General features: G+C 73.7%; 24 protein-coding genes. 13 read left to right on the forward strand and 11 right to left on the reverse strand.

Annotation, left to right across the window (positions count from 1 at the left end; genetic code table 11):
• The first annotated feature begins 23 nt into the window (after positions 1 to 23).
• From ACN28G_RS10810 to ACN28G_RS10825, 4 genes are read left to right on the forward strand one after another with little or no spacing between them, the layout of a single operon-like run.
• A complete protein-coding gene (locus ACN28G_RS10810) occupies positions 24 to 830 on the forward strand; it encodes an acetoacetate decarboxylase family protein (RefSeq protein WP_091438168.1) in 807 nt (268 codons plus the stop codon).
• Positions 827 to 1,801 carry an aminopeptidase gene (locus tag ACN28G_RS10815; protein WP_421479026.1) on the forward strand — a complete coding sequence of 325 codons (975 nt, stop codon included), beginning with the start codon at positions 827 to 829 and terminating at the stop codon, positions 1,799 to 1,801. Before ACN28G_RS10810 ends, ACN28G_RS10815 begins: the two co-directional genes overlap by 4 nt.
• On the forward strand, positions 1,798 to 2,871 hold the full coding sequence (locus ACN28G_RS10820; RefSeq protein ID WP_091438175.1) for an amidohydrolase family protein: 1,074 nt from the start codon (positions 1,798 to 1,800) through the stop codon (positions 2,869 to 2,871). Before ACN28G_RS10815 ends, ACN28G_RS10820 begins: the two co-directional genes overlap by 4 nt.
• A complete protein-coding gene (locus tag ACN28G_RS10825; protein WP_421479027.1) occupies positions 2,868 to 4,235 on the forward strand; it encodes an FAD-dependent oxidoreductase in 1,368 nt (455 codons plus the stop codon). Before ACN28G_RS10820 ends, ACN28G_RS10825 begins: the two co-directional genes overlap by 4 nt.
• An 868-nt stretch (positions 4,236 to 5,103) precedes the next feature.
• On the opposite strand, the gene ACN28G_RS10830 is transcribed toward ACN28G_RS10825, so the two are convergent.
• The 8 genes from ACN28G_RS10830 to ACN28G_RS10865 form a co-directional block, all read right to left on the reverse strand.
• Entirely contained in the window at positions 5,104 to 6,570 is a 1,467-nt protein-coding gene (locus tag ACN28G_RS10830) for a dihydroorotase (RefSeq protein WP_091438178.1), read from the reverse strand.
• Between the two features lie 97 nt (positions 6,571 to 6,667).
• Positions 6,668 to 7,513 (reverse strand): HpcH/HpaI aldolase/citrate lyase family protein, encoded by an 846-nt coding sequence (locus ACN28G_RS10835; protein ID WP_421479028.1) that lies wholly within the window; start codon positions 7,511 to 7,513, stop codon positions 6,668 to 6,670.
• 77 nt (positions 7,514 to 7,590) lie between these two features.
• A complete protein-coding gene (locus tag ACN28G_RS10840; protein ID WP_421479029.1) occupies positions 7,591 to 8,229 on the reverse strand; it encodes a hypothetical protein in 639 nt (212 codons plus the stop codon).
• Complete coding sequence (locus tag ACN28G_RS10845) at positions 8,226 to 9,632, reverse strand: selenium-binding family protein (protein ID WP_091438187.1); 1,407 nt, start codon at positions 9,630 to 9,632, stop codon at positions 8,226 to 8,228. Before ACN28G_RS10845 ends, ACN28G_RS10840 begins: the two co-directional genes overlap by 4 nt.
• Before the next feature lie 16 nt (positions 9,633 to 9,648).
• On the reverse strand, positions 9,649 to 10,380 hold the full coding sequence (locus ACN28G_RS10850) for an ABC transporter ATP-binding protein (RefSeq protein ID WP_091438190.1): 732 nt from the start codon (positions 10,378 to 10,380) through the stop codon (positions 9,649 to 9,651).
• Complete coding sequence (locus tag ACN28G_RS10855) at positions 10,353 to 11,189, reverse strand: ABC transporter permease (protein ID WP_091438193.1); 837 nt, start codon at positions 11,187 to 11,189, stop codon at positions 10,353 to 10,355. The genes ACN28G_RS10850 and ACN28G_RS10855 overlap by 28 nt, the downstream gene beginning before the upstream one ends.
• On the reverse strand, positions 11,186 to 12,166 hold the full coding sequence (locus ACN28G_RS10860) for an aliphatic sulfonate ABC transporter substrate-binding protein (protein ID WP_091438196.1): 981 nt from the start codon (positions 12,164 to 12,166) through the stop codon (positions 11,186 to 11,188). Before ACN28G_RS10860 ends, ACN28G_RS10855 begins: the two co-directional genes overlap by 4 nt.
• 122 nt (positions 12,167 to 12,288) lie before the next feature.
• The gene (locus ACN28G_RS10865; RefSeq protein WP_421479030.1) at positions 12,289 to 13,179 is read right to left on the reverse strand and encodes a transglutaminase domain-containing protein; all 891 of its coding nucleotides are present in this window, start codon (positions 13,177 to 13,179) and stop codon (positions 12,289 to 12,291) included.
• Positions 13,180 to 13,414: 235 nt separating this feature from the next.
• On the opposite strand from ACN28G_RS10865, the gene ACN28G_RS10870 reads away from it, so the two are divergent.
• Complete coding sequence (locus tag ACN28G_RS10870; protein ID WP_091438202.1) at positions 13,415 to 14,374, forward strand: hypothetical protein; 960 nt, start codon at positions 13,415 to 13,417, stop codon at positions 14,372 to 14,374.
• Positions 14,375 to 14,414: 40 nt separating this feature from the next.
• Here the strand turns inward: ACN28G_RS10870 and ACN28G_RS10875 are convergent, their stop codons facing one another.
• Positions 14,415 to 15,308: a phosphotransferase family protein gene (locus tag ACN28G_RS10875; protein ID WP_421479031.1), complete on the reverse strand. Its 894-nt coding sequence runs from the start codon at positions 15,306 to 15,308 to the stop codon at positions 14,415 to 14,417.
• A gap of 125 nt (positions 15,309 to 15,433) precedes the next feature.
• On the opposite strand from ACN28G_RS10875, the gene ACN28G_RS10880 reads away from it, so the two are divergent.
• Positions 15,434 to 16,057 (forward strand): sigma-70 family RNA polymerase sigma factor, encoded by a 624-nt coding sequence (locus tag ACN28G_RS10880; protein WP_091438207.1) that lies wholly within the window; start codon positions 15,434 to 15,436, stop codon positions 16,055 to 16,057.
• 78 nt (positions 16,058 to 16,135) lie between these two features.
• Here the strand turns inward: ACN28G_RS10880 and ACN28G_RS10885 are convergent, their stop codons facing one another.
• Positions 16,136 to 16,945 carry a zf-HC2 domain-containing protein gene (locus ACN28G_RS10885; RefSeq protein WP_091438210.1) on the reverse strand — a complete coding sequence of 270 codons (810 nt, stop codon included), beginning with the start codon at positions 16,943 to 16,945 and terminating at the stop codon, positions 16,136 to 16,138.
• Positions 16,946 to 17,191: 246 nt separating this feature from the next.
• On the opposite strand from ACN28G_RS10885, the gene ACN28G_RS10890 reads away from it, so the two are divergent.
• The 7 genes from ACN28G_RS10890 (at position 17,192) to ACN28G_RS10920 (ending at position 22,974) form a co-directional block, all read left to right on the forward strand.
• The gene (locus tag ACN28G_RS10890; RefSeq protein ID WP_421479032.1) at positions 17,192 to 18,172 is read left to right on the forward strand and encodes a zinc-dependent alcohol dehydrogenase; all 981 of its coding nucleotides are present in this window, start codon (positions 17,192 to 17,194) and stop codon (positions 18,170 to 18,172) included.
• Positions 18,173 to 18,176: 4 nt separating this feature from the next.
• Positions 18,177 to 18,575, forward strand: coding sequence for a 6-pyruvoyl trahydropterin synthase family protein (locus ACN28G_RS10895; protein WP_091438216.1), 399 nt, complete (start codon positions 18,177 to 18,179; stop codon positions 18,573 to 18,575).
• Positions 18,576 to 18,578: 3 nt separating this feature from the next.
• A complete protein-coding gene (locus tag ACN28G_RS10900; protein ID WP_421479033.1) occupies positions 18,579 to 19,652 on the forward strand; it encodes a glycosyltransferase family 4 protein in 1,074 nt (357 codons plus the stop codon).
• Positions 19,649 to 20,497 carry a methyltransferase domain-containing protein gene (locus ACN28G_RS10905; RefSeq protein ID WP_091438218.1) on the forward strand — a complete coding sequence of 283 codons (849 nt, stop codon included), beginning with the start codon at positions 19,649 to 19,651 and terminating at the stop codon, positions 20,495 to 20,497. Before ACN28G_RS10900 ends, ACN28G_RS10905 begins: the two co-directional genes overlap by 4 nt.
• Positions 20,498 to 20,556: 59 nt before the next feature.
• Positions 20,557 to 21,516: a lysylphosphatidylglycerol synthase domain-containing protein gene (locus ACN28G_RS10910; RefSeq protein WP_091438221.1), complete on the forward strand. Its 960-nt coding sequence runs from the start codon at positions 20,557 to 20,559 to the stop codon at positions 21,514 to 21,516.
• Positions 21,517 to 21,585: 69 nt separating this feature from the next.
• Positions 21,586 to 22,227 carry a GTP cyclohydrolase II gene (locus ACN28G_RS10915; RefSeq protein ID WP_373868349.1) on the forward strand — a complete coding sequence of 214 codons (642 nt, stop codon included), beginning with the start codon at positions 21,586 to 21,588 and terminating at the stop codon, positions 22,225 to 22,227.
• Between the two features lie 54 nt (positions 22,228 to 22,281).
• Entirely contained in the window at positions 22,282 to 22,974 is a 693-nt protein-coding gene (locus tag ACN28G_RS10920) for a RibD family protein (RefSeq protein WP_091446459.1), read from the forward strand.
• On the opposite strand, the gene ACN28G_RS10925 is transcribed toward ACN28G_RS10920, so the two are convergent.
• Positions 22,941 to 24,116, reverse strand: coding sequence for an FUSC family protein (locus ACN28G_RS10925; RefSeq protein WP_421479034.1), 1,176 nt, complete (start codon positions 24,114 to 24,116; stop codon positions 22,941 to 22,943). The two genes, ACN28G_RS10920 and ACN28G_RS10925, sit on opposite strands and share 34 nt — an antisense overlap.
• Positions 24,117 to 24,545 lie beyond the last annotated feature (429 nt).

Raw genomic sequence — 24,545 nt, forward strand, 5'->3', positions numbered from 1 at the left:
TTTCGCTCAGCGGAAGGATAGACATGTCCACGCTCCGAGGGTTCGGCAATCCACTCTCCCCGACCGGCCGAGCGGCGCTCGTCGACCCGCCGCCGCACCACATCAGCGCCGATGCGATCCAGGTCGTCTACCGGGTCGACCCGGACAAGGCCCGGGCGTACCTGCCCGACGGGCTCGAACTGCACCCGGACGCGCTCGCCTACGCGTACGTGGCCGACATGGTCAAGGTCAGCGAGAGCCAGCCCGACCAGGCCTGGGTTGAGCCGCAGGCCTCCCAGTACCAGGAGGGCATCCTCGGCCTCTACTGCACCTACCAGGGGCAGCCCGGCCGGTTCAGCGCCTTCATCTGGGTCAGCGAGGACTGGTCGGTGGTCTTCGGCCACTACATGGGCTTCGCCAAGAAGCAGGGCCTGATCCACAAGACGAAGATCCAGCCGGCCAACCCGGCGCTCGGCCCGGTCGGGCCCGGTACCCGGCTGCGCGGCACCGTCGACCGGTTCAGTCACCGGATCTTCAACGTCGACATCCAGCTCACCGAGAAGATCGACGACGACGCGATCCCCTCGCACGGCCACCGCGTCTACACCTACCGGCACATCCCGTCGCCCAGCCCGGACGTGGCCGACCAGCGGCAGTTGTTCGCCCTCGACCTGGACCGGGCCACCACCATCGACGCCTGGCGGGGCACCGGCGGCGTGGAGATCAAGACCGACGCGTTCAACGAGGACCTCGACGGCTTCCAGCCGCTGGAGATCGTCGACGCGTTCACCTTCCAACGTGGCTGGACCACCAAGGCCGGCGCGACCCTGCTGCGAGAGGACCACGCATGACCGACTGGGCCGCACTCCAGGTCGCCAAGGCCGCCCGCAACGTCGTCGACACCTCCCTCGCGGTACGCCCCGGCGAGCAGGTGCTGATCGCCGCCGACCACAACTCCGACCAGGCGGTGGTGGACGCGCTGCTGGCCGCCGTCGCCTCCGCCGGGGCCGAGGGCACCCTGGTGGTGCAGCCGGCCCGGGTCCGCGCCGGCGAGCCGGCCAACACGGTGATGGCAGCCGCCCTGGCCGGCGCCGACGTGATCATCTCGCCGACCTCGACCGCGCTGAGCTTCACCCCGGAGCTGAAGCAGGCCCTCAACCGGGGCGCGCGGGCCATCGTGATGACCGGGGTGACCCGGGCCGAGCTGACCGGTGGGGCCGGGGTGGCCGACTACGAGGAGGTCTACCGGATCACCAAGCCACTCTCCGACGCGATCACCGCCGGCTCCCGGATGCGCATCACCTCCGCCCAGGGCTCCGACCTGACCGCCTCGCTGGAGGGGGTCACCTGCGGCGTCGGGGCGTCCTTCGCCCGGGAGCCCGGCCAGATCTCCAGCTACCCCAGCGGCGAGGCGTGGAGCGCGCCGGCCACCGGCACCGGGCAGGGCGTGCTGGTCGCCGACGGCTCGGCCCACCAGCTCGGCAAGCTGCGCGAGCCGATCCGGGTGCACTTCACCGACGGCCGGGCGGTCCGGATCGAGGGCGGCGCACAGGCCGACGAGCTGCGCCAGATGATCGACGGGGTGGAGAACGGCGACAACCTGGGCGAGCTGTCCATCGGCACCAACCCGGCGGCCCGGTTCCTCGGCAACATCACCGAGGACAAGAAGCAGGTAGGCACCGTCCACTTCGCCCTCGGCAACAGCGTCGTCGGCGGCACGGTCAAGGCCCCGATCCACGTCGACCTGCTGCTGCTCACCCCGACCGTCGAGGTGGACGGGGAGATCCTGGTCCAGGACGGCAAGATCGTGAAAACCGCATGAGCGTACCGGCGATCGACACGCACACCCACTTCTGGCCCCGGGGGCTGCTCGCGGCCGGTCGCGCCGGGCGGGACTGGTACGGCTGGCGGGCGCTGACCGAGGGCAACGGGAAACGGGCCTTCGCGTTGGGGCGTACCGTGCTGGCCTTCGACCCGCCGGAGGTCGACCTGGACGATCCGACGGCCCGGCTCGCCGGTCGGACCGCCGCCCAGGGCATCGCCTTCGAAGCGGTGCAGGTCGCCGGCTTCCTGTTCAACTACCACCTCGACGCGGCCCGGGGCGCGGCCTTCTGCCGGGAGCTCAACACCGAGCTGGCCGAGTTGCAGGCCGCCGCGCCGCAACGCTACCGGGGGCTGGCCCAGCTGCCCCTGCAGGACCGCGACGCCGCCCTGGCCACCCTGGACCACGCGGTCCGGGAACTGGGCCTGCGGCACTTCGTCATCACCCCGGCGGTCAACGGCCGCAACCTGGACGATCCGCAGATCCTGCCGGTGCTGGAGGCGATGGCCGAGGCCGGGGTCACGGTGAACGTGCACCCGGCCTTCTTCGACAAGCTCGGCGCGGGCGACCGGCTCAGCCGGTACTACTTCGAGAGTTCCTTCGCCGCGCCGGTGGAGGCCAGCATCGGGCTGATGTCGGTGATCCACTCCGGCCTGCTGGACCGCCATCCCGACCTGCGGATGTGCTTCACCCACGGCGGCGGCATCGCGATCCACTCGCTGGGCCGCTTCGACCACCGGTGGCACATGATCGGCGCGGCCCAGCGCAGCATGGCCCGGCCACCCAGCGAGTACCTGGCCGCCGGCAACCTCTTCTACGACGTGCTGGTGCACGACGTCCGGGCCCTGGAACTGGTCGTCGAACGGGTCGGGGTGGACCAGCTGACCATCGGCACCGACCACCCGTTCGCCTGGGACCACCCGGGCGGGGCGGCGAACTGGATCCGGGACGCCGACTTCCTCGACGCCGAGGCCCGGGAGAAGATCCTCTGGCGCAACGCCGCCCGCCTCTACGACCTGGACACCACCGTCGGTCCGTGGGGCGACCCCGCGTCGGCGGTGTCGGGGTGAGCGACTGTGACGTGGTGGTGGCCGGTGCCGGTGGCGCCGGCCTCGCCGCCGCGCTCGCCGCCGCCCAGGCCGGCCGGACGGTGGTGCTGGCCGAGGCGCGGGAGACCTTCCGGCAGGGCAGCAACACCGCGATGAGCACCTCGATGATCCCGGCCGCCGGCACCCGCTGGCAGGCCGAGGCGCAGGTCACCGACTCGCCGGCCCGGTTCCTCGACGACATCCGGGCCAAGACCCACGGCCAGGCCGACCCGGTGGTCGCGGTCGCGCTCACCACCGTCGCCGCCGAGCTGGTCGACTGGCTGGCCGACGCCTGCGGGGTACCGCTGGAACTGGTCACCGACTTCAGCTACCCCGGGCACTCGGCGTACCGGTGCCACAGCGTGCCGGACCGCTCCGGGGCGAGCCTGCACCGGGCGCTGCTGGACGCCGCGGCGAACCTGGACGACCTGCACCTGGTGGTACCGGCCCGGCTGGTCGACGTGCGCACCGACGAGCGCGGCGCGGTGCGCGCCGCCGTGCTGCAACGACCCGACGGCAGCCGGGAGGAGATCGACACGGCAGCCGTGGTGCTGGCCACCAACGGCTTCGCCGCCGACGCCGACCTGGTCGGCCGGCACCTGCCGGAGATCGCCGGCGGGGTCTACCACGGCGGGGAGGCCTCCCGGGGCGACGCGCTGCACCTGGCCGAGCGGCTGGGCCTGGACACCGGCTGCCTCGACGCGTACCAGGGTCACGGGTCGCTGGCCGTGCCGGAGTCGATCCTGCTCACCTGGGCGGTGGTCATGCACGGCGGCTGGTTGGCCGACGCCGCCGGCCGGCGCTTCGGCGACGAGACGGTCGGCTACTCCGAGTACGCCGTCAAGGTGCTGGCCCGCCCCGGCGGCCGGGCCTGGGCCGTCTACGACCAGCGGATCCACCAGGCCTGCCTGGCATTCAAGGACTACCTCGACGTGGTGGAGGCCGGTGCGGTGCGCTGGGCCGACGACCTGGCCCAACTGGCCGCCGCCACCGGGCTGCCGGTGGACGCGTTGACCGCCACCATGAACGAGGCGAACGCCGCCGCCTCCGGTGCCGGGGCCGACCGCTTCGGCCGTACCACGTGGGCGGGCCCGTTGCGGCCACCGTTCGCGGCGGTCCGGGTCACCGGCGCGCTCTTCCACACCCAGGGCGGGCTCCTGGTCGACCGGCACGCCCGGGTGCTACGCGGCGGGACCCCGTTGCCCGGCCTGTACGCCGCAGGTGGCGCCGCCGTCGGGATCTCCGGCCACGGTGCCGGCGGCTACCTGGCCGGCAACGGTCTGCTGGCCGCCCTCGGCCTGGGCTTCCTCGCCGGCCGCCACGCGGCGGATCACGGCAGCCGCTGACCCGCCGCTGCCCACCTCGGGCCGGTCAACGCCGGTGCCCCGACCTCGGGCCGGGTCGATGCTGGTGGCCTGGGCCCCGGGTGGGGTCGACGTTGGTGGCCCCGACCTCGGGCCGGGTCGATGCTGGTGGCCCCGACCTCGGGCCGGGTCGATGCTGGTGGCCCCGACCTCGGGTCGGGTCGATGCTGGTGGCCTGGGCCCCGGGTGGGGTCGACGCTGGTCTCGACTCGGGGTGGGTCAGCGCTGGTGGCCCCGACCTCGGGCCGCTGACGCAGCGCTCCTGCCCAGGGTGCCGCTGCGCGAGGGGCGGCAGCAATGAGCTGACCAAACAACCGCCCCACTTTGCACCCATTCCTCCCGTTCCTCGCCCACAACTGCCCACTCGCCCCACGCCCACCCACCGCTCGAAGCGGTCCCCGAGGTGAATCTTGGACACTTACCGTTCTATTTGGACGGTAAGTGTCCAAGATCTACCCCATTCGGGTACGGAGAGAGCGCGGCGCTCCGGTTGGGGCGGGGAGGGGCGGGGAGGTCGGGGGCCGGGAGGCGGGGCGATGGGGAGGCCGAGTTGGCCAGCCAGCCCGGTGGCTGGCCGCACAACCGAACCACCTTGCACCCGCTCGTCCCGGTTTCTCGTCTGCGAGGCGTCGACAGCAGGCGGGGGATCTTGGAAGAAAGCGGCCCCCGGAGGGGCACATTCCTTTCCAAGATATTTGCCGCCCCCACGCCCCGCCGCCCGATCAGCCTGCCACGCGCGCCGCCCAACTAGCCGTCCCCGACCAGCCGTCGCCCGCCGCTGGGCGGGTTGGGTGTCCAGGTGTGGTGCCGGTCCCGGCCGGTCGGGGTGGGCCGACCGGCCGGGACCGGGTCAGTCGCGGACCGGGCGGCGCAGGTAGCGGCCGGTCGGGGTGCCGACCACCGCGCCGTCGCGCAGGATCCGGTTGCCGCGCAGCCAGACCTCGTCGACCCGGGCGGTCAGCTCGAAACCCTCGAACGGGGTGTACTCCTGGGTGGAGTCGCTCTCCTGGGCCCGTACCGTCCAGGTCCGGTCCGGGTCGACGAGCACGATGTCGGCGTCGAAGCCCGGCGCGAGGTCGCCCTTGCGTGGCCAGAGCCCGTAGCGCTTGGCCGGGTTGGCGCTGAGCAGCTCGGCGACCCGGCCCAGCGGCAGGCCGTGCCGCCGGCCCTCGGTGATCAGACCCGGCAGCAGGTACTCGGCCCCGCCGAAGCCGGACTTGGCCAGGAACACGTCGTCGCGGTCGGTGCCGAACTTGGCCTCGTCGCGGCAGCAGGCGTGGTCGGAGACCACCCAGTCGACGTGCCCGTCCAGCACCGCCTGCCAGAGCGCCAGCCGGTCCGACTCGGCCCGCAGCGGCGGGTTGACCTTGCCGCCCAGCCCGGCGGCGGTGTCGTAGGTGGCCAGCAGGTGGCCGATGGTGACCTCGCGGCGGAAGTCCACGTGTGGGAAGGCCTGGGCCATCCGCAGCGCCGCGGACATCGCCTTCTCGCCGGACAGGTGCAGCAGGTTGATCGCCGGCAGGCCGGTCTCGTGGGCCAGGTACGAGGCCATGGTGATGGCCAGCCCCTCCGAGTGTGCCGGCCGTGACGCGCTGTATGCGGCCAGGCCCTTCAGATCGCCGGCCTCCTCGACCAGCTTGGTGTAGGCGGCCATGATCTCGGCCGTCTCGCAGTGCAGCGAGAGGCTGATCCCGTCGGCCAGCTCGGGCCGTTCGGCGCGGACCCGCTGCACGCCCCGCATGACGAACTCGAAGTGTGCCAGGTCGTAGCGCTCGCCGGGCGGGGTCATCAGGAACGACGACTGGTCGGCCGAGCGGCCGTGCAGCCCGTGTGAGCCGTAGAACATGAAGATCTTGAACGAGGAGACCCCGAAGTCGTCGACCAGTTGGCCCAGCTCGTCGATGTGCCCGGCCTGCATGGGGGCGAGGTGGAACGCGTAGTCGACGTACGAGCGGTCCTGGCTGAGCTTGAGCACCTCGGGGAAGAACTCGGCGTAGCTGCCGCCCCGGTTGAGGTAGTACTGGCCGGTGCGCATGTAGGTCAGGCCGGTGGTCACTCCGCCCTGTGCCGACGCCCGCGACTCGCTGTCGGTGTCGACGTCCAGCGGGTTGTAGATGCCCCAGTGCTGGTGGCCGTCGACGGCGCCGGGGAAGGCCAGCCGGCCTCGGGCGTCGACGACCTCCCGGGCGTCCTCGGGTCGCAGCTGCGGCCCGATCGCGGTGATGGTGCCACCGTCGACCGCGATGGCGGCCGGGACGGGATCCGCTGTCCCGGGTCGCACCACTCGCGCGTTGGTGATGAGCAGGTCATGGGTCATCGCACACCCCTCCTAGCGGCTGCGGCCCAGGCTAAGGCCCCCGGACCGCTGTGCGCAACACCGGTCCGCTGATCGGAACAGTGGGGATGTGTGGTGGTCAACGGCGGGCGCGGGCCAGCACCGCGCGGGCGGAGCGGGCCACCGCCTCGTCGACCATCGTGCCGGTACCGGCCACCGCCACCGCGCCGCCGTCGCCGGCCGCGTACGCCGCCAGTACCCGCTCGGCCGCCGCGACCTCGTCGGCCGAGGGGGTGAAGACCTCGTTGATCACCGGCAGTTGGGCCGGGTGGATGGCGGTCCGGCCACCGAAGCCCAGGTGCCGCAGGGTGGTCGTCTCGGCGCGCAGCCGGTCCAGGTCGCGGTAGTTCACCGAGGCCGGCCCGACCGGCGCGGCCAGCCCGGCGGCGGCGGAGGCGGCCACCACCTCGAAGCGTGCCGGCAGCAGCTCCAGCCCGTCCGGTCCCGGCCGCAGGCCCAGGTCGGCGACGAGGTCGGCCTCACCGAGGCCGAGCAGCAGCATCCGGGGGGCCGCCGCGATCGCGTCGATCCGGCGCAGCCCCCGGGCCGACTCGACCCGGGGGGACACCGCGATCCGCCCGACGGGCAACCCCCGCTCCTGCTCCAGCCGGGTCAGCGTGGCGTCCACCCGGTGCAGCAGTTCGGCGTCGTCGACCTTGGCCACCACGATCCCGTCGAGCCCGGGACGGACGACCGCGTCGAGGTCCTCGTCCAGCGCGCTCGGGCAGACGCGTACCCAGACCGCCGGCCCGTCGACCGGCCGGTCACCGAGCCAGCGGGTCAGCAACTCGCGGGCCTGTGGGCGTTCCGCCGCGGCGACACCGTCCTCCAGATCGGCGATGAGCGCGTCGGCGTCGCTGGTCAGGGCGCGGGCGAGCATCCGCTCGCGGTGGCCCGGGACGTAGAGCCAGGATCGGGGCAGCATGCGGCCTCCTAGAGTGGAACGTCGTTCCAGTCTAGGCCGGGCCGGGTGGTGGGCGGCACCGGGTGGTGGTCCGCGGGTCAGGCCCGCAACAGCGTGACCAGGCCCGCGGTCACCAGCACCCCGGCCCAGAGCCGGTCGACGTTGAACCAGGCGCGGCGCAGCATCCCCACCCCGAGCACCTCGTGTACCAGCAGGGCGACGACGAGGGCGACGCCGAACATGGCGACCGTGTGCACCCCGGCCGCGGCCAACCCTGGCAGCGCCCCGGCCCCGGCGGCGGCCAGGTGCCCGCCGTGCCCCGCTGCGTCACCTGCCGGCGGATGGGCCAGCAGCACCGGCAGCAGCATCAACCCGGCACCGTGCGCCGAGGACATCAGAAACGACCAGCCGACCAACTGGGTGGCCGACAACCGCATCCCGACCCACCGGAAGTGACGCTCGGAGAGCAACCGCCACAACCCGAAGCCGACCAGCAGCAGCCCACCGGCGACCGCCACGACGCTACCCGTGCTGACCGAACGGGTGGCGCTGACCAGCGCGGCGACCACACCGACCGAGGCCAGGTGACCCAGTGCGATCGGCGGCAGCGACCAGAGCAGCGCCGACCGGCGGCCCTCCTGCAGGCCCCGGGCCACCGCGAAGAGCCACCCCATGGCCGGGTTCAGTCCGTGCGCCGCGCCGAGGACGGCCAACACCACCCAGGTCGCCCCGGTCACGGGAAACAGTACGAGTCGGAGGAGGCGTCCCCGCCCTGCAACCGGGTCTGGTGCACGCGCAGCCCCCGGAAGTCCGCCCCGCGCGGAAAGAACCGCAGGTCCGGCCGCAGGCCACCGGCGTCGGTGTCGACGTCGAGTCTGGCCAGCCACGCGCCGACCCCGTCCGGGTAGAACTGGTCGTCCCAGGAGCCGTAGAGCGAGTTGGAGACGTACACCCGGCGACCGTCGCGGCTCACCTCGACCATCTGCGGGCCGCCCGCGAGAGGCTCGTCCGGCGCACCCGGATGAGGGGTACGCCGGACGATGCCGCCGAGGCGCACCGAACCGGTCAGCACCGGGTGGAACGGGTCGCTGACGTCGTACTGGCGCAGCTCACCCGTGCCCCAGCAGGAGACGTAGAGGAACCGGTCGTCCACCGACAGGTCGATGTCGGTGACCAGCGGCGGCACCGCACCGAACGGCGCGAGCAGGTCGGGCAGGTCGGCGGGGTCGGCCGGCTCGGCGGGTATGTCGATGACCTTGGTGACCGCCCAGCCGGCACCGTCGCGGTGCCAGAGCCAGACCGAGGCGGACAGGTCCTCGACGTTGATCACCACCCCGACGAACCCGTACGTGCGCGTCGGGTCGTGCGCCGGACGCAGCTCCAACGGCATCTGGTACGCGTCACCGAGGTCCAGCCGCTGCACGTGCCGGCGGCTGGCCAGATCCCAGACGTGGATCGCGTGCCCGTAGCGGCGGCCCAGCAGCAGCTCACCGACGATCCCATCCTCGATCATCGACGGGGTGCCCCATTCGCTGGTCACCAGCACGTCGTGGTTGAGGTGCCACCAGAAGTCGTACGCGAACTCCTGCGGCCCCCGGTCGGACTCCCACGCCCCGCGTACGTCGAAGCTGGTGTGGTCGAGCACCGCGATGCCGCCGGGGCCCTCGGCACCGTCGGCGCCGCCCAGCGCGGAGACGTAGATGCCGTCCGGGCCACAGTGCACGGTGTGCGGCCGGGAGTAACCGGCCCGCTCGGCCAGCTCCCGCGCGTCGATCACCTTGACCACCGTCGGCGTACGCGGGTCGGGCCGGGTGTCGACGACATGGATCCGGGACGACCGTAGGCCGGGCACGATCAGGTAACGCCGCTCCACGTGCGGGTGCGGGGCGGTCGGGCAGAGCGCACTGCTGCACGCGTTCCAGCCGAAGTGGTGGACCTCGTCGCCGGTGTACGGCAGGTCGGTCCAGCCGACCACCCGCCCGTAGTCGGGGGAGTCGGGGTCGGTGTCGAGCACCACGATCGCGTCGGGGCGCTGCGCGCTGCGGTCGAAGGCCGCCACGTAGGCGAGCTTCTCGGCAGGTGCGGTCGCCGCCAGCCGGGGGGAGGGGTAGAAGGTCGGGTCGGGGGTCCAGCGGGTCATCGGTCCTCCGGTCGGGTCAGGACGCGGGTACGCCCAGGCGGTCGAGCAGATGGCGACGTAGTACGCCGAAGGCCTCGGCATCGGGGGTGCGGGTGGTACCGAGCGCGACGGTCACCTCCTCGGCGATCACCCCGCCGTCGAGCAGCAGCACCCGGTCGGCCAGCAACAGCGCCTCCTCCACGTCGTGCGTGACCAGCAGCGCGGCGAAGCCGTGCTCGGCACGCAGCCGACGCAGCAGCGCCTGCATCCGCAGCCGGGTGAGCGCGTCGAGGGCGCCGAACGGCTCGTCGAGCAGGAGCAGGTCGGGCTCACGGACCAGCGCACGGGCCACGGCCACCCGCTGGGCCTGCCCGCCGGAGAGTTCGGCGGGCCAGGCCCGGTGCCGGTCGGCGAGCCCGACCTCGGCCAACGCCCGGTCGACCCGGCCGAGGACGTCCGGACCGGTCAGCCCGAGTGCGACGTTGGCGGCCACCCGCTTCCAGGGCAGCAGCCGGTGTTCCTGGAACACCACGGCGGCCGTACCGTGTACGGTGGTCTCACCGGTGGCCTCCCGGTCCAGCCCGGCGAGCACCCGCAGCAGGGTGCTCTTGCCCGAGCCGCTGCCGCCCAGCAGCGCGACCACCTCGCCGGGGGCGATCCGCAGCTCGACGCCGGCCAGCACCACGGTCGGCCCGAACGCCCGGCGTACCCGGTGGGCGGTCAGCACCGGCGCGGACCTGCTCAGCTCGCCCGTAGTCCGCGTCGCCACGAGAGCGTCCTCCTCTCGACCACCCGAAGGGCCAGGTCGGACGCCAGCCCGAGCAACGCGTAGACGAGCAGCCCGAGCACCACCACGTCGGTCTGGCTGAACTCACGGGCCTCCATCATCAGGAAGCCGATGCCGCTCTGGGCGTTCACCTGTTCACCGACGACCAGGCTGAGCCAGGCGGCCCCGATGGCCAGTCGCAGGCCGAGGAAGAGTGCCGGCAGCGCGCCGGGCAGGATGACGTGCCGCAACCGGGCGAGTTGCCCCAGCCCGCAGGTGCGGGCCGCCTCGACCAGTCGTTCGTCGATGTCCCGGATGCCCGCGTAGGTGTTGAAGTAGATCGGGAAGAACGCGCCCAGCGCGACCAGGGTGATCTTCAGGGGCTCGCCGATCCCGACCCAGATGATCAGCAGTGGGACGAGCCCGAGGTGGGGCAGCATCCGGGCCATCTGCACGGGTGGGTCGACCAGGTCGTCACCGAGTCGCAGCAGGCCGGCCAGGCCGCCCAGGAGCAGGGCGAGTCCGCCGCCGATCAGCAGGCCGAGACCGGCCCGGGCGAGCGAGTCGAACAGGTGGCCGGCCAGGGTGCCGTCGCGGGCCAGCCGCCATCCGGTGTGGAGCACGGTGCTCGCCGCCGGCAGCTTCTCCGCCGGCAGCAGACCGGAGCGGGCGGCCAGCTCCCAGCCGGCGAGCAGCAGCGCCGGACTGACGGCTCGCCGCCACCGCCGCCCCGACCGGGTCGGTCGGGCCGCCGGGGCTGCCACGGCGGCGGGGGTCGGCAGGGGCGACCGGGCCAGCGTCGTGCCGCTCACCCGAGCACCTCGGCGTACCGGTCGTCGAGGCGGGACCGCAGGTCGACCGGGCCGGGGATGAGGTCCAGGGCGACGAAACCGTCCGCGATGGCCTGTAGTTCGTCGCCGATCGCGGGGGTGAGCGGAGCCAGCGGCTGGGCGCTGCGCGCCAGGGCCCGGTGGGCGGTCTCCTCGGGGATCTTCAGCTCCGGCGCGAGGACCCGGGCGCGCTCGTCGGGGTGGGCGATGCCCCAGTCGGTGACCTCGCGGTAGGTGGCCAGGAAGGCGCGCAGGGCCTCCGCCCGGTCCTTGAGCACCCCGGGCGCGGCGAGCAGGTACTCGCGGTTGCTGGCCAGACCGGTGGCGTCGGCGAGTACCCGCACCTCGGGGCGCTCGGCCAGGGCGAAGTACGGGTCCCAGATGATCCAGGCGTCGACCTGCCCGTTGTCGAACGCCGGCCGCCCCTCGGCCGGCTTGAGGTACCGCACCTCGATGTCGGTCAGGGTCATCCCGTGGGCCGCCAACAGCTTCACCAGCAGCCAGTGCACATTGGAGCCCTTGTTCAGGGCGACCGTGCGTCCTTTGAGGTCGGCGAAGCTGCGGTACGGGCTGTCGGCCCTGACCAGCACCGCCTCGCCCCGGGGCACCGGCGCGGAGCTGCCGACGATCGAGAAGGGGATCTTCGCGGCGGCGGCGAAGACCGGTGGCGCCTCGCCGGTCTGCCCGAGGTCGATCGAACCGGCCTTGAGTGCCTCGGTCAACGCCGGACCACTCTCGAACAACGACCACTGCGCCTCCGGGGCGGCGTTTCGCGCCTTGACCAGGCTCAGACCGCCGAACCGCTGGTAGCCGATCCGCAGTGGCCGGTCACCAGCACCACCGGCGTCGGCGTCACCGCAACCGGTGAGGCCGACGGTCGCGGCCAGCGCCACGATGGTGAGCAGGGCCGTGACCAGGCGGTCTCGGCGGGCGGGGCGGCGGGTGGCGACGGTATGCATGGACGTGCTCCTCGGGTCGGCCGTGCCGAGTCGATCGCATCGACAGATGTCGGCGCGGAAGCGTACTCTACTAACCCGATAGGTTTTATGGGTAGCCCGTTTTCGGGCCGATCCCGCTGCGGTCAGTACCGCAGCGGCTCGGGGCGCTCCCGCAGCGAGTTGAAGACCTGCCCGGGTACGCGTACCCGGTCGTCGGTGTCGAAGAGCTCACGCAGCTCGGCGAAGGAGCTGTCCGGGTCGCGGCCGAGCGCGGCGAGCCGGTCGAAGAAGGCCAGCTGGTCGTCGTCGAGCCACTGGTCGGGCTGCGGCTGGGCGCCCCAGGCGTCCCACGGCAGCAGCTCCACCCTGTTCAGCGCGGCCAGATCACGGACCACGTTGCCGGCGACGTACCAGAGCCCGTGCAGGTCGACGAACCCCACGCCGAACCGGTCGGGGTCCTGCTCCTGCCTGCGGCACTGGATCCAGGCGTCGCCGGCGACCAGGAACTGGTCCCGGGGCATGTCCAGGATGTCGTGGTCGACACCGAGCGTCGCCCGCCACACCTCGTCGAGCTGCGGATCGGCCAGGGCCCACCGTTCCTCGGCCGCGTTCCAGTACTCGCAGACCCAGTGGTCCTCGAAGTGCGGCGGGTTGAAGTACGCCCCGAAGCCGCACCGGGCGCGCGCCGGGACGCCCCGGGAGCGCAGCAGCGACACCAGCAGCAGTACGTAGTGGTGGCACCGCCCGACCAGGCGCTGCGGCACCGGACGCGCCACGGCCAGCGGCCGGTCGTCCAGGGCCAGTACGGCGTCGAGCTTCTCCTCGGTGCTGCGCAGGTGGATCTCGTCGGCGCGGTGCGGGGGCACGTCGAAGCCGTAGAGGTCGGCAGCGGCCACGTCGTAGACCACCAGGTGCTGGACGATCCGGACCAGCCCGCCGACGTCGTCGGGCAGGCCGACGAAGCTCTGCGCGTGTCGGCCGGCCGGAACCGTCGCCGTGGGGCGGGCGTAGAACGAGAGAATGTCGCGATCCATGCCTGATCATGCTCCTTCGGTCCCCCGATGGGCGTTCGACCACCCTGGGTACTGATCGTCTCACCCCGCCGTGCTGGTGCCCGGTGGCCGGGCCGGACCCGGCAGAGCAACGACGAAGATGCCACCGCCGGACGTCGGCACCGATGATGGGCGTTGATGTCACCCGCCCAGCGCTGACATCGGTGGCCGATGAAGCGAGGTCGGACACCAGAGGTACCAACCGAGAGGAGAATCCATGTCCGTCATGGACCGTGACCGGGTGACCGGGGCCGTCGGGGAGCCCCGTCCGGCCCACCGGGGCCGGCTGATCGGCGTGAGCGTGGCGGCCGGGTTCGCGCTGGCCGTCCTCTGGTCCTTCGAGTTCGTGGACCACGTCATCGGCGACACCGTGGCCAACGCCCTGCTGGGTCACGACGCCAAGGCCACCGCCATCGGCGGCACGTTCGCCGGAATGTTCTTCGCGTTCGTCTCCGGACTGGCCGGCACCTTCACCGCCTGCAACATCGCGATGGCCGCCTCGATCGGGCCGATGAGCCACGCCGGTACCCGTCCCGGCGGGGAACCGAGCGGGGCGGTGCCGACCCGTACCGGCCTGCGGGTGCTGCTGCGGCCGCTGGGGTGGCTGGTGGTGGGCGCGGTGGTCGTCTCGGCGGCGTACGGCTTCGTCGGGGTGCTGCTCGGCGACCGGTTGCCCCAGCTGTCCAGCGCCACCGCCGGCGGTATGCCGGTCCGGCTCATCCAGTCCGCCGTGGTCTTCGGCCTCGTCGGCCTGGCCTTCACCTACCTGGGGCTGGCCGTGCTGGGTGTGCTGCCCGACCCGTTCGCCCGCCGACCGATGGCCCGGGTGGTCACCCTCGGCGCGTTGATCGGCGGGTTCCTGATCGGCCGCCCCTTCCCGCTGTTCCGCAAGCTGTTCGAGTGGGCGGTCGAGACCGGCAACCCGTTGTACGGTGCCGCCGCGTTCGTGTTGCAGTCGGTGGGCAACATCGTGTTCGTCGCGGCGCTGTTCGCCCTGCTCATCGTGGGCAGTCGGGGGCGGCTGCTGCGGTGGCTGGCCGGCTCGCCCACCCGGACCGCGGTGATCAGCGGGACCCTGCTGATCGCGCTCGGGGTGTTCACGGTGGTCTACTGGGACCTGCGCCTGCCGGCCCGGTTCGGCTTCGGGTGGTTCCCCACCCTGCCGTACAACAGTTGACCCCGTCGGCTACCGCCGCCGGTCGCCAAAGGGCTGCGGCTCACCCGTGCTCCGGTGGCGCACCGGTGAAGGTCCGGTGCAGTCGGGCGAGGGCGGCCGCGACGTACCGGTGGTCGCCCTCGGTCAGCCCGAAGTCCAGATCCTCGATCAGCGCGCAGCGGGCGTGGAAGGCGGCCCGCGCCACCAGGTCGCCGGCTCCGGTGCCGGTCAGGCGCGCGCCGGTCCGTGCGGCGGGGGACGGGCCGAGGTCCCGGTAGAGGCGACCGAGGTCCCTCGCCGGGTCGGTGCGGGCGGCGTCGGACCAGTCGAGCACCCCGGTCAGCCGGGTCCGGTCCGCCCCGGCCAGCAGGTGCTCGGCGCCCAGGTCGGCGTGGCAGAACACGGTCGCCGGTGGCTCCGGCGGGGGAGTACGGCTCAGGAAGTCCACCACCAGGCGGTGCTGGTCCGCCGAGAGCACCGGGGTGATCCGCGGCAGCGCCGCGACGGCCTCGGCGAGGTAGGCGGCCAGCGGCTGCTCGTCCGGTTCGCCGAGGCCGGCATCGAGGGAGTGCACGGCGTGCAGGAAGTCGGCGAGTTGACCGACCAGCCGACCGGGGGTCGGGCACGGCTGGTCCAGCAGGGACGTGCCGGCCAACCGGCGCACCACCAGCAGGCCGTCGTCGGGTGCGGCGGCCACGACCTCCGGCACCGGGATCGGCGACACCCGGGCGACGGCGTCGAGGACCCGGATCTCCCGCCGGATCGCCGCCGGCCCGTTCACTGCCGGCCCGTCCCCGGCCGGCCCGTCCGCCGCTTGCCGGTCGCGGCGGACCCGGAGCACGAACTCGCCGTCGACGTCGTACGCGAGGTGGTCGGTACCCGCGCCCAGCGGGGTGAGAACCCGTGTGCCACCTCCGCCGAGCAGTCGACCGACGACCGCGATCAGCTCCCGCATCAGCTCTCCCGTCCCGCCCACCGGCCCGGCTGCCGCGGGGCGACCTCCGGGCGGCGACGGTAACCGACGGTGACGACCGAGAACAAGCAGATCGGCGGGAACCCCACCGGGGCCGGCAGCGACCAATGGTCGGTGGCAACGGTCGACGGAGAGGTGGCACAGTGACCGGTCCAGAGTCGGCTGACGAAATCACCGGGTATGCCCTGGCCGCGGGGCGGGGTGATCACGCCGCCGCGGCGGCCCTGGTCCGGGCCACCCAGCACGACGTACGCCGGTTCCTGACCCACCTGTCCGAGGTACGCGAGGTCGACGACCTGGTGCAGGAGACGTACCTGCGGGCCTGGCGGAGCCTGCCCGGCTTCGCCGGCCGATCGTCCGCGCGGACCTGGTTGTTCGCCATCGCCCGGCGGGTGGCCGTCGACCACGTCCGGGCCGCCGTGACCCGTCCCCGGACCACCGGTGTGGCGGACTGGCACCGCTTCGCCGACGAGACCGGCGCCCCGGCGGCCTCCGGCCACGACGACGAGGTGACGTTGCGCAGCATCGTCGACGGGCTCTCCCCGGACCGGCGGGAGGCGTTCGTCGCCACCCAGATCCTCGGCCTGTCCTACGCCGAGGCGGCCCGGGTGTGCGGCTGCCCGGTGGGCACCATCCGGTCCCGGGTGGCCCGGGCCCGGGAGGACCTGGTCGCCGCGATGGCACCCCCGGTGGCCCGGCCGGTGCCGCTGTCCCGGCGCGGCACCGCCTGACCCACCCGCCGCCCGGTCCGCGGTGCCACCCGGCGGCCCGGGCGGGGTGCCACCACCCGGCCCGTCACCCCGGCCGCGTTACGCGGCGCGGCGCTCGCTGGCCTGGGCGGAGTACGGCGGGACCAGCCGCAGCGGTGCCGGCGGTGGTGGGGCGTCGTCGAGCTGGAGCCGCCAGCGTGATCCCGACGGTCGACGCTGCTGCGGCGGCGGCCCGTTCGGACGCAGCCCCGGACGCGACAGCAACACGGTGATCAGGTACCCCCCGACCAGAAACCCGTGACTGGCCAGCCGCTGCACGGCGACCTGGGAGGTGACCAGGTCGTTCACCGACAGCAGCAGCAGGGTGGCGACGAACGCGCTGAGCATCGGCAGCAGCCCGGCCGGCGGGGTCCGGCGCAGGGCGACGAAGACGAAACCCGCCCCGACGGCGACGTTCCAGGCGGCGGCCTCGTGCCACAGGTGCTGGCCGGTGGCGTGCACGTGGTCGGTTCCGCCCCGCGCGACCTGCACCAGACCGAGCACCAGCTGCACCGCGCCGAGCAGGCCGAGGGCGGCCCGCAGCAGCGTCACCACCCGGGGCCGCCAGCGGTCCCAGGCCAGACCCGACGCCCACCGGCCGGCCGCCGCGCCGGGCACCGGCAGCCAGGCCGGCAGCCGGCGGCGGGGCCGCACCGTCGGCGGCGCCGCCGCCAGGATCGCGTCGGTCAGGTCGGGAACCACCGGCACCACCCGGGTACGCGCCCGCCTGGTGACCCCCGCCGCCGCCTCCCACCAGCCCCGGCAGGCCGCGCAGCCGTCCAGATGCCCCTGGGCGGCGACCCGTTCGGCCGGCGTCTCCTCACCGTCCAACTGTGCCGACAGGATCTCCCGCCACTGCTCACACCCCATGAACCGATAGTCGCTCGCCGGGGCCCTCCGGTTCCACCGCCGCGCCGGTGGGATAGCCGACAGCGACGATCTTCCCCGCCGTGGGCCTACCACCGGGGCGGACGCGGGGTACGCGCGACGAGCCGGATGGTGACGGTGGCCACGGACAGTGTTCGAACCGGTGGCGCCCGTGCCACGTGACTATGATCGAAAACTCCGCCGACCGGGAGCGGGACGGCTCCGCCAGCGGCAGACGAGGAGACACCGGTGACACGTGAGGCTCGGGCCTTCTGGTTGCGCGCGCCCGGCGAGGGTGAGATCCGGCCGGTGTCGCTGCCGACGCCCGGCCCCGACGAGGTGCTGGTCCGCACCCTGCACACCGGGGTCAGCCGGGGCACCGAGACGCTTGTCTTCACCGGCCGGGTGCCGGCCGACCAGCACGCCACCATGCGCGCCCCGTTCCAGGAGGGCGACTTCCCGGCCCCGGTGAAGTACGGCTACCTCAACGTCGGCGTCGTCGAGGCCGGCCGCGCCGACCTGCTCGGCCGTACCGTCTTCTGCCTGTACCCGCACCAGAGCGCGTACGTGGTGCCCGCCGACGCGGTGGTGTGCGTACCCGACGGGGTGCCGGCGGCGCGGGCGGTGCTGGCCGGCACCGTGGAGACCGCCGTCAACGCGCTGTGGGACGCCCCACCGCTGGTCGGTGACCGGGTCACCGTGATCGGCGCCGGCATGGTCGGCTGTGGCGTGGCTGCCCTGCTCGCCCGCTTCCCCGGCGTCCGGGTGCAGCTGGTCGACACCGACGCGGGCCGGGCGGACGTCGCCGCCGCGCTCGGGGTGGACTTCGCCCACCCGGCCGACGCCGCGACCGGCCGGGACCTGGTGGTACACGCCAGCGCCAGCGCCGACGGGCTGCAACGCGGCCTGGAGCTGCTCGCCCCGGAGGGCACCGTGCTGGAGCTGAGCTGGTACGGCGACCGCCCGGTGACCCTGCACCTGGGCGGGGCCTTCCACTCCGGCCGGCTGACCGTGCGCAGCAGCCAGGTCGGCATGGTCGCGCCGGCCCGCCGTGCCAGCCGCCGCTACGCCGACCGGCTCGCCGTCGCCCTCGACCTGCTCGCCGACCCGGCGTTCGACGCCCTGATCACCGGCACGTCCGCCTTCGCGGACCTGCCCGAGGTGCTCGCCGACCTGTCCGCCGGGCGGCTGCCCGCGTTGTGCCACCTGATCAGCTACGACGGAGAGTGAGACCATGTTCAGCGTCACCGTTCGGGACCACATCATGATCGCCCACAGTTTCCAGGGCGAGGTGTTCGGCCCGGCCCAGAAGCTGCACGGCGCGACGTTCGTGGTGGACGCCACGCTGCGCCGGGCCGAGCTCGACGACAACGGCATCGTGGCCGACATCGGCCTGGTCACCGACGAGCTGAAGGCCGTCCTGGCGCAGCTCAACTACCGCAACCTCGACGACGAGCCCGACTTCGCCGGGCAGAACACCACCACCGAGGTCCTCGCCCGCACCATCGCCGACCGCCTCGCCGACCGGGCGCACGCCGGTGCCCTCGGCGAGTCGGCCCGCGACCTGGCCGGCATCACCGTCACCCTGCACGAGTCGCACGTGGCCTGGTGCAGCTACGAGCGGACCCTCTGACCCGTGCGCGGCACGGAGCCCGACGCCGGTCGAGGTCCCGTCGGGCCCCGCGTGGTGTACGTGGTGCTGCCGGGCGACATCGACGACCCGGGGACCCCCAGCGGCGGCAACCACTACGACCGGCGGGTCCTGTCCGGGCTCACCGCCGCCGGCTGGACGGTACGGGAACACGCCCTGGCGGGCGGTTGGCCGCACCCCGACGAGCCGGCCCGCAGCGCCCTGGACCGGGTGCTCGCCGGGCTGCCGGTGGGCGGCGTGGTGCTGCTGGACGGGCTGGTCGCCTCGACGGTGCCGGCGGTCCTCGCCGCGCACGCCGACCGGCTGCGCCTGGTCGTGCTGGTGCACATGCCGTTGCACGACGACGCCGAGGCCCGCGCCCTGGCCACGGCGGCGGCGGTGGTCACCACCAGCGGGTGGACCCGACGCGAACTGCTCGACCGGTACGCGCTGCCGGCCGACCGGGTCCGGGTCGCCCGCCCCGGGGTGGACCCCGCGCCGCCGGCCACCGGCAGCGACACCGGCTCGGCGCTGCTCTGTGTCGCCGCCCTGGCCCCGCACAAGGGGCAGGACGTGCTGGTCGAGGCCCTCGCCGCGCTCGACGACGACGGGTGGAGCTGCACCCTGGTCGGGTCGCTGACCGTCGATGCGGGCTTCGTCGACCGGGTCCGCGCGCTGATCCGGGCCCACCGGCTCGACGCCCGGATACACCTGGTCGGCCCGCGTACCGCAGGTGGGCTCGCCGCCGCGTACGCCGCCGCCGACCTGCTGGTGCTGCCCTCGCACGCCGAGACGTACGGGATGGTGGTCACCGAGGCGCTGGCCCGGGGCCTGCCGGTGCTGGCCAGCTCCGTCGGCGGGGTACCCGAGGCGCTGGGGGAGACCGCCGACGGGCAGCGGCCGGGCCTGCTGGTGCCAGCCGGGCAGCCGGCGGCGCTGGCCGAGGCGCTGCGCCGCTGGCTCGACGACGACACGCTACGGACCCGGTTGCGGCAGGCCGCCCACCGCCGCCGCGACACCCTCACCGACTGGTCGCACCCGTCGGCCGTCATCGCACAGGTTCTGGAAGAGGCGACATGACCGAGCACCTCACCTTCGCGGACTGGTTGGGGCTGCGGGAGGCCGCCGACGCGGCCGCCCGCGCGGCCGACCTCGTCGAGCCGCTGCGCACCCCGCCGGCCGGCGGGGCCATCCGGTCGGTCCACGACCTGGGCACCGGCACCGGCTCGATGGGGCGGTGGCTGGCCCCCCGGCTGGCCGGCCCGCAGCACTGGGTGCTCTACGACCGCGACGACGACCTGCTGGCCCGGGCCGCCGCCGGCATGGTGACCACGGCCGCCGACGGCGCACCGGTCACCGCCGAGCCCTGTCGGCGCGACATCTCCCGGCTCACCGCCGCCGACCTGGCCGCCGCCGACCTGGTCACCGCCTCCGCGCTGCTGGACATGCTCACCGCCGAGGAACTGGAGCGGATCGTCGCGGCCTGCGCCGGCGCCGGCGTTCCGGCACTGTTCATGGTCTCGGTCGTCGGCCGGGTGCGCATCGAGCCGGCTGATCCGCTCGACGACGAGTTCAACGCCGCGTTCAACGCCCACCAGCGGCGTACCGTGGATGGCCGGCGCCTGCTCGGGCCGGACGCGGTGGAGGCCTGCGTGGCGGCCTTCACCCGGCACGGGGTCGACGTCCAGGTCCGCTCCAGCGACTGGCTGCTCGGCGCGGACCAGGCGGCGCTGGCGGTGCGGTGGCTCACCGAGTGGCTGACCGCCGCCGTCGAGCAGCGGCCGGAGTTGGCCGCGGCGGCCGACGGGTACACGCGTCGGCGCCGGGCCGAGGCCGCCGACGGGCGGCTGCGGGTGGTGGTCGAGCACGCCGACCTGCTCGCCGGCGCCGCGGTGGGCTCCCCGTCCGGGCCGGCCGGCGGGTGAACCCTTCGGCCCCGGCCCGCGTACCTGCGGGTGAGGTTCATGATCTTCGGGAGGTTCGGGTGGCGGGCGGTGAGCGGTCGCGGACCTCCTCCCGTGGCGCGTGGCTGCGTACCGTCGGCGGCCTGGCCCTGCTCGGCCTGCTGGTCTGGCAGGTCGGCAGCGGCCCGGTCCTGGCCGGGCTGCGCCTGATCGACGCGCCGGTCCTCGCCGCGGCGCTCGGCCTCGGCGCGCTGACCACGCTGTGCTGCGCCTGGCGGTGGAGCCTGGTCGCCGGCGGCCTGGGCGTCCGGCTGCCGCTGGGCACCGCGGTGGCGCACTGCTACCGTGCCGTCTTCCTCAACGCCACGCTGCCCGGCGGGGTGCTCGGCGACGTGCACCGCGCGGTACGCCACGGCCGCGACGTCGGCGACCTCGGCCGGGGCGTGCGGGCCGTGGTGTGGGAACGCGTCGCCGGGCAGGTCGTCCTGGTCGCGGTCGCGGTGCTGGTGCTCGGCACCCTGCCGTCACCGGTGCGCCGGTTCCTGCCGGCGGCACTGGTGGTGTCGGCACTGGTCCTGCTCGGCCTGGTCCTGCTGGCCCGGTTGCTGCCCCGCTCCGGGCCGTCGCGGTGGGCCCGGGCGGTGCGGGCCTCGGTCGCCGACGTACGCGGTGGGCTGCTGGCCGGGCGGACCTGGCCCGGGGTGCTGGTGGCCTCGGTGCTGGCCGTCGCCGGCCACCTGGCCACCTTCCTGGTCGCGGCCCGGACCGTGGGTGCCGAGGCGCCACTGTCCCGGCTGGTGCCGCTGATCCTGCTGGCCCTGCTCGCCATGGGCCTGCCGCTGAACGTCGCCGGGTTCGGCCCCCGCGAGGGGGTGGCCGCGTGGGCGTTCGCCGCCGCCGGCCTGAGCGCCGCCGAGGGCGTGGCCACCGCGATGGTGTACGGGGCGCTGGTGCTGGTGTCCAGCCTGCCCGGTGCCGCCGTGCTGCTGGCCTGGCGGTTCCGGCGGCCTGTCCTGCGAGAACCCGTGACGGATGGTTGAGTATCCGTACACCGGTACGAAAGGTGTCGGCGTGGCCGGCAGCGTCTGACAAGGAGCCCCATGTACGAAATGCCTGTCGCAACGGTCCGTACCCAGGTCACCGTGCCGCTCTGCTTCCCCGACGGGTACGCCACCACCGCCCGCGTCTTCACCTTCGAGGCGCTGGTGGACGGTCGGGAGCACCTCGCGCTCGGTCTCGGTGACTGGGCCGGCGCCGTCGAACGTCAGGCGGCCGCGGACGGGCCACCGACACTGGTACGTCCGCACAGCGAGTGCCTGACCGGTGACGTGTTCGGCAGCCAGCGGTGCGACTGCGGCCCGCAGCTGCGGGAGGCGGTCGAACGCATCGCCGAGGTCGGCGGTTTCCTGCTCTACCTGCGGCAGGAGGGCCGGGGCATCGGCCTGTACGCCAAGCTCGACGCCTACGCGTTGCAGGACGCCGGACTGGACACCTACCAGGCCAACGTGGCGCTGGGCCGGGGCGAGGACGAGCGGGACTACACCGTCGCCGCCCAGATGCTGGCCACCCTCGGGGTGTCCCGGATCGACCTGCTGAGCAACAACCCGGACAAGGCCGAGCAGCTCGACAAGCTCGGCATCACGGTCAGCCAGGTGGTGCCGACCGGGGTGTTCCTCTCCCCGGCCAACGCGGAGTACCTGGCCGCCAAGGCCAGCCGGGCCCGTACCGCCGACCTGCCCTTCGTGGGTTGAACGGCGCGGCGGCCGGGTCCGGGATCAGCGGTGCCGGGCGGGGGAGCCGAGTCGGTGGGTGAGCGACCGTACGTACTGCTCAGCTGTGCGGCCTCGATCGACGGGTACATCGACGACGCCACCGAGGAGCGGTTGATGCTCTCCAACGACGAGGACCTGGACCGCATCGACGCGGTCCGGGCCAGTTGTGACGCGATCCTGGTAGGCGCGCAGACGGTCCGCCGGGACGATCCGCGGCTGCTGGTGCGCTCGGCCCGGCGGCGTCGCGCGCGGGTCGCCGCCGGGCGACCGGCCTCACCGGTACGGGTCACCGTGACCGGCCGGGGTGACCTGGACCCGCAGGCGCGGTTCTTCACCACCGGCGAGACCGACCGGATCGTCTACTGCGCGTCGTCGGCGGTGGCCAAGGCCCAGGAACGCCTCGGCCACCTGGCCAGCGTGGTGGAGATGGGTGACCCGGTGGACCTGGGGCGGACCCTGCGTGACCTGGCCGCCCGGGGGGTGCGTCGGCTGATGGTGGAGGGCGGCTCGTCGATGCACGCGCAGTTCCTCACCGCCGGCCTCGCCGACGAGCTGCACCTGGTGGTCGCGCCCTTCTTCGTCGGTGACCGCCGGGCGCCCCGGTTCGTCGGTGACGGCAGTTTCCCCTGGCACTCCGGCAGCCGGGCCCGGCTGGCCGAGGTCCGTCAACTCGGCGACGTGGTGCTGCTGCGCTACGCGTTGACCGACCGCTTCGACGGTTCCTGACCGCCCGGCCCTGCTTCCTGGCCGCCCGGCCGGTCGACGCCGGTCAGGCCCAGCGCCTCGTCCACCCGGTCCAGCACCCCGCCGGCGTCCTGACCCACCCCGCGCATCAGGTCGATGGCGGTGGCCCGGATCTGGCCGACGATCATGGTCACCGGCAGCGGTTGGTCCGAGTCGAGCAGCCCGGCGGCCAGCCGTACCGCCCGCAGGGCCGCCGTGTCGGCCTGTTCGGCGTGCCGGTCGGCGTCGGCGCGGCCGGCCAGGTCGGTGGCGAGTGCCTCGCCCGCGGCGTGGACGGCCTCGGCGAGTGCCCGGATCGCGTCGCCCAGCTCCGGTGGGGTGGCGGTGTGCTGCCGGGCCAGGGTCGCCCCGGCGCGGGCCAGCACCCGGATGTTGCGGGCCGCGTAGTCGAGCTGCCGGGCCGAGGCCTGCACCTGGCGTACCTGGTCGATCCGGCGGCGGTGCCGCAGCCCCAGCCGCAGCGACTCGGCCGCGGCCGACACGGCGGTCTGTAGCCGCTCCACGCAGCCGTCCACCTCCCGGGCCCGCTCCAGCGCCGCCTGGGCGGCCGGTTCGTCGCACCGCTGCAGGGATCCGTTGATCTCGTGCAGCACCTCGTGCAGGTCGGCGAAGGACTGCCGTACCTGCGTGACCAGCTCGTCCAGGGGGCTGCGGACGGCCAGCAACTGGGCCACGGCCAGCGCCACCGCACCGCCGACCATCGCGTCGACGAACCGGAACGGCACGAGGTTGCCCGCCGGCGCGGCCACCGCGACCAGGTAGAGGGCCGAGACCGCGGCCTGCACGACCAGGGTGCTGCTCGCCCCGATGGCGGTCATCAGACCGATGGTCAGGGCAAGCACGGTGAAGACGGCAACCGGGCCCGAGCCGAGCGCCTGCACGGCCAGTTCGGCCACCAGCACCCCGGCCGCCACCCCGAGGATGATCTCGACGCTCTGCCGGATCCGCTTGCCCCGCGCCTCGCCCAGGACGACCAGCGCGGCCGTCGGGGCGAAGAACGGGTCCGGGTGCCCGATCAGTCGGGCGGCGACGAACCAGGCGATGGTGGCGGCCACCGCCGCCTCGACCACCCGCATCCAGTCCTGCCGCAACCGTCGGCCGGCCGACCTCCACCAGTGGCGCATCTGTTCGGTCCTCTTTCCGCTCCGACCGGTACCACCCGGTGTCGATCACCGGGCGGGCCGGTTCGGTGCTCGGCACTACCCCCGGACAGTCGCCGGTCAAACGGCTGCCGACGGCGGTTGGTTCGACGCTGACCTGGGATTTCGCCTGGACGTGGGCGGGGTCACGCCAGTGGTGGCGGCGCCGTCCACCCGCGTGGTCATCGACAGAACCGGGCCCGGTACCCAGATTTCCGGGCGGTAAACGGTCAGCTATCGACATTCTGCGGAAACGGTCGCAGTTCTCGGTCGGGGCTTCGTCCACAGTCGAGTGCACCGTTCGGCGTCCGGCGGTCGGTCACATTCGCGCACGTCACACGCTGTCTCGTCGGGCTAAACCAGAAGTCTGGAGGACGGTTGTGCAGAACGCGCCATTCCCACGGGGAGCGGAGT

It is taken from the genome of Micromonospora sp. WMMA1923 (assembly GCF_049179195.1).
Taxonomy (GTDB): domain Bacteria; phylum Actinomycetota; class Actinomycetes; order Mycobacteriales; family Micromonosporaceae; genus Micromonospora; species Micromonospora yangpuensis.